General features: G+C 36.1%; 5 protein-coding genes and 1 pseudogene. All 6 read left to right on the top strand.

Annotated features, from left to right (window positions below; genetic code table 11):
• Positions 1-59 precede the first annotated feature (59 nt).
• The 6 genes and pseudogenes from B3355_RS04365 to B3355_RS04385 all read left to right on the top strand — a co-directional run bounded on the left by B3355_RS04365 (position 60) and on the right by B3355_RS04385 (position 3,953).
• The gene (locus B3355_RS04365) at positions 60-239 is read left to right on the top strand and encodes a hypothetical protein (protein ID WP_422655871.1); all 180 of its coding nucleotides are present in this window, start codon (positions 60-62) and stop codon (positions 237-239) included.
• Between the two features lie 29 nt (positions 240-268).
• Positions 269-487 (top strand): annotated as a pseudogene (locus B3355_RS13630) (ABC transporter ATP-binding protein); the annotation flags it as partial.
• Between the two features lie 24 nt (positions 488-511).
• Positions 512-1,195: an FkbM family methyltransferase gene (locus B3355_RS04370; protein ID WP_292780608.1), complete on the top strand. Its 684-nt coding sequence runs from the start codon at positions 512-514 to the stop codon at positions 1,193-1,195.
• Entirely contained in the window at positions 1,192-2,100 is a 909-nt protein-coding gene (locus B3355_RS04375) for a glycosyltransferase family 2 protein (protein ID WP_292780611.1), read from the top strand. Before B3355_RS04370 ends, B3355_RS04375 begins: the two co-directional genes overlap by 4 nt.
• Before the next feature lie 142 nt (positions 2,101-2,242).
• Complete coding sequence (locus B3355_RS04380) at positions 2,243-3,073, top strand: glycosyl transferase (RefSeq protein ID WP_292780614.1); 831 nt, start codon at positions 2,243-2,245, stop codon at positions 3,071-3,073.
• Positions 3,074-3,113: 40 nt separating this feature from the next.
• On the top strand, positions 3,114-3,953 hold the full coding sequence (locus B3355_RS04385) for a glycosyltransferase family 2 protein (protein ID WP_292780617.1): 840 nt from the start codon (positions 3,114-3,116) through the stop codon (positions 3,951-3,953).
• The last annotated feature ends 314 nt before the right edge of the window (positions 3,954-4,267 follow it).

Raw genomic sequence — 4,267 nt, forward strand, 5'->3', positions numbered from 1 at the left:
GAAGCTATGCCATTACGGGCAAATCCGGCCTTGGAAAGTCGACTTTAATTGATTTACTTTTGAAGTTTTACCAACCAACAGGCGGTCAAGTTTTTATCAATCAACACAACATAGCAGACTTAAGTACTGAACAAATTAGACAAAGAATCATATTAGTAAATCAAGAACCCGCAATTTTTGATGATACGATTAGAAATAATATTTCTATGGGCTCAGCCNNAAATATGACCATAGAGTAAATTATCAGGGTAAGAATCTTTCTGGTGGTCAGCGTCAAAGAATAGCTATTGCAAGGGCTTTAATTAGGCATCCAGAGGTATTGATTTTTGATGAAAGCACGAGTGCTTTAGACAAAGCCACACAAAATCAAATACTTCAGAGTATTCTTCGAAACAAATCAGATAAGATAATTGTATTCATCACTCATGACCCCGAAATTATGGGGCTGGTAGATGAAGTAATTGATATTGAGACAATAAATCACTAGATCAATATTCTGCAGGACTTTGCTGTGTTATATATTTTAGAAAAAATCAAAAATCGCATACTTGAGAAAAAGTACTCACATTATTACGCACAAGAAGGTGAAGATATAATTCTTGCTAGAATCTTTGATCGTAAAAATAGTGGTTTCTTTGTAGATATTGGTGCCCATCATCCAACCCGCTTTTCAAACACTTATTATTTTTACAAAAATCTTAATTGGGCAGGTATAAATGTCGAGCCCAATCCTGATGCAATTCAATTGTTCCGCTTACAGAGGCCCCGCGATATAAATTTAAACCTTGGCGTAGCATCTAAGAATGCAACGCTGGAGTTTTATCAATTTGATGAACCAGCTTTAAACACGTTCAGCAAATCCATGTTCGAAGAAAGACTATCTCACACACCATACAAACATGTAGGTACAAAAAACGTACAGGTCTCCCCACTATCCGAAATTTTAGCCCATAATTTACCTAAAAATACTAAGATAGACTTCATGACTATTGATGTAGAAGGGCTCGACCTAGAAGTACTAGAGTCAAACGATTGGAAACTTTACAGACCAGACTGGGTTTTAGTTGAAGAGCTGAATCTTGATAACATTGAGAATCTAGATTTTAAGATACATAATTTCATGAAAACTAAAAACTATGTATTGTTTGCTAAAACATACAATACTCTTTTCTACAAAAATCGAGAGTTAGCTTGAAAACTGCGCCAATAGTTCTTTTTGTTTACAACAGACTTGAGCATACCAAACAAACACTTCAAGCCTTAAAAGCAAATGCACTTGCAGTAGATTCGGATTTATTCATATATTCCGATGGCCCTCGCTCTGAAGCAGAAATTACCAATATTCAAGAAGTAAGGAAATACATAAAATCCGTTAAGGGTTTCAATTCCGTAACTGTTGTAGAGCGGAACAAAAACTATGGTTTAGCAAACTCAATTATTGACGGCGTCACAAACATTTGTAACCGATATGGCAAAGTAATTGTACTAGAGGATGATATTGTAACGTCGCCTTATTTTCTTGATTACATGAATAATGCTCTTGAAGTTTATAAGGATGAAGCACAAGTTGCCAGCATTCATGGCTATACTTACCCTACAACGAACGCCCTTCCTGAAAGCTTTTTTATCAGAGGTGCAGACTGTTGGGGATGGGCGACTTGGCAAAGAGCTTGGGAGCATTTTGAGACGGATGGTAAAAAACTTTTAAAGTCACTTCAAGATCAAAACCTTATTGATAGGTTTGACTTTAACCATACTTATCCTTTTAGTAGGATGTTAGAGGATCAAATCAAAGGAAAAAACAACTCTTGGGCTATTCGATGGCATGCCACGTGTTTTATCAAAAATTTTCTTACTCTATATCCAGGTCAAAGCTTAATTCAAAATATTGGATTTGATAATTCTGGCACTCATTGTTCAAATACTGATATTTACAATCAAACGGTTTCAATTAAACCAATCAAACTTCAAAAACTAAAAATCGTAGAGAATGAATTTGCTAGAAAAGAGTTTGAGTCTTTTTTTCGAGAAAAAAATAAAATAACACTTCGGAGAAGACTTAAATCATTAGCGCTCAAAATCAAGAGATACATCAGCTAAATATTAGTTAAAGCAAAAAACAAACAATATAAAAATGGAACACTACGTTACTTTATTTGACAGTGGTTTTTTACCTTCCGGCTTATGCCTACATGATTCTTTGATGAAATATGCAGGAGACTTCACTTTATGGATTGTATGCATGGATCAAAAAGTGGAGCAGCAATTAGTTAACCTGAAACTATCGAATGTTAAACTCATTGCTTTAGAGTCTATTGAGAATGAACGTTTGCTATCTGTTAAGAGCACTCGTACAAAAGGTGAGTATTGCTGGACTATGACTCCTTTTGTAGCCGAATCTGTATTTACACTAGCCCCTGAGGCTCAGCGTGTAACATATTTAGATGCGGATTTGTTTTTTTTCGATAGCCCTACCCCCTTTTTTGATGAGTTAGAAAAGTCGCAGAAAAAGGTGCTTATTACTGAGCACGCCTTTGCGCCTGAATATGCTCAATGGGAGGAGTTGAGTGGCAAGTTTTGTGTCCAGTTTTTGACATTCACAAACTCAATTGAATCCTTTCAAGTAATGCATTGGTGGCAGGATGCATGCATAGAGTGGTGTTATGCACGCATTGAAAAAGATCGCTTCGGAGACCAAAAGTACTTAAATAAGTGGCCGCAGCTCTTTGGAAAAGATGTTCATGTCTTAAAACAAAAAAACAGAACTCTAGCGCCATGGAATGTGAGTTACTACATGGAGCAACAGATACTCAAGCCTGTTTTTTATCATTTTCACTCATTGAGACTCGTTGGAGAGAAAGCGGTAAGACTTTATGAGGGATATAAAATAAACAGACAAAGTCAGCTTTTATATGATTCATATATACAAGTTTTAGAAGAGCAATTAAAAGCCTTGAAATCATTGGGAATTAATATCCCATTCTTTTTAGAAACACGTACCCCGCTGCAATTATTAAGACGAATCCGTGATGTTTGTAAAAAAACTGTAAAATACAGGCTATTGAAATACTAGAGTTGACTTAAGGCAATAAGTACTAAGTCCAAAACAAAGCATGTATATAGAGCCACCACAAATCTCAATCATTATCGCCACTTTTAACGCTGAAAAAACGCTAAGAAGATGCTTAGATAGCATCAAAAATCAAACCAACCCAAACTTTGAACTAATCATTATAGACGGCGGCTCCTCAGACGATACCGTCGGGATTATTAAAGCATATTCCCAACATATTAATCACTGGATATCGGAGCCGGATAACGGCATTTACGATGCTTGGAATAAAGGGGTTCGCTTAGCTAGAGGAAACTGGATATGGTTTTTAGGCGCAGATGATTACTTTTACGATAATCTATCAATTGAAAAAATCGTTTACTTCACTCAAGCTACGGCCACTACATCTAAAGTTCTTTATAGCAGAGTGATGCTGGTGAATAATGAAGGAAACGAAATATATGCCTGTGGTGACGATTGGGAAGTCACAAAAAAACTTTTTTTCAAGCATATGAACATCCCACATCAGGGAGTTTTACATCATAAAGCGTTGTTCTCAAATCGCCTGTTTAATACCGACTTTAGAATATGTGGCGACTATGAGCTGCTTTTAGGAGAACTGAAGCTGCATAATGCTCTTTTCTATCCTGAAATTACTGTATGCATGCAAGCAGGTGGAGTAAGTAGCTCCCCCTATTCATCAGTTAAAGCAGTTAAGGAATTGATCAAAGCCCAGAGTTTACATGGGCAAAGCGTTCCAAGTGCATTCATCCTAATGGCGTTATTACGTGCATATTTACGCATTCTGCTATTCAATGTAGTTGGAGTAGACCGTACACATTACATTATGGATAAATATAGAATGTTGTTAGGGAAAAAACCGTATTGGGAAAAAATATAAGCCTGTTTTCTTAATCAACATTCTTTAATCATTTTTTATTACTTCAGCTTATGGCAACACTGATAAACCTCTACAATCAAGTTGGCGCCGGCCCCAAAACACTTTCTCTGAATTTCATCAGGCACCTCTCAGAAGAGTTACTTACTGAGCCTTTTTACATTCTAATTCCAGACTATCAAGAATACGCATTACTACAGTCGAAAAATAGACACATTCAACTTATCAAACTTCCTAGGAAAGAAAGATTAATTAGTAAGCTGTGCTTCAGGTTATATTTGGAATTTATTCTTATTCCTCGCCTTGTTAAAAAATAT

This window comes from Methylophilus sp. UBA6697, from assembly GCF_002454655.1.
In the GTDB taxonomy this organism is placed as follows: domain Bacteria; phylum Pseudomonadota; class Gammaproteobacteria; order Burkholderiales; family Methylophilaceae; genus Methylophilus.